A 442-nucleotide genomic window follows, 5' to 3' on the forward strand; every position below is an offset into this window, starting at 1 on the left:
TGGCCGCCCGTGGCGCTCTCGTTGCCGGCCAGGTCCTCCCGGCTGTGCGCCACCGCGCCCGGGTCCCCATCGACGTAGCCCACCCGGGAGTCGGGGGCGTGCCGCTGGGCGATCTCGTGCACGTTGCCGACGGTCGGGATGCCCGAACCGATGTCCAGGAACTGGCGGTTCCCCGCCTCGTTGAGGAACTGCACGGCCCGGCGCAGGAAGGCGCGGTTGGCCTGGGCCATCAGCGGAGCCTCCGGAACCGCGCCCACCATCGCCTGGGCCGCCGCCCGGTCCACCGCGAAGTTGTGCGACCCGCCGAGGTAGTAGTCGTACATCCGAGCGACGCTGGGCCGCTCGACATCGAGCGTCTCGGGTGCCCAGTCCGGCCGCTGCAATGTTCCCACTCCTCCGCACACGGTGTCGGCGTCAATGCCCCGGCGGGTATTCTGCCCCG

The 442-nt window shown here is 72.2% G+C and carries 1 protein-coding gene; it reads right to left on the reverse strand.

What is annotated here, in order from left to right:
- On the reverse strand, nt 1-383 hold a 383-nt coding region (locus JMF97_RS30905), incomplete at its 3' end, for an SAM-dependent methyltransferase (protein WP_203224699.1).
- Nucleotides 384-442: the final 59 nt, after the last annotated feature.

This window comes from Micromonospora fiedleri, from assembly GCF_016774385.1.
GTDB classification, from domain to species: Bacteria; Actinomycetota; Actinomycetes; order Mycobacteriales; family Micromonosporaceae; genus Micromonospora; species Micromonospora gifhornensis.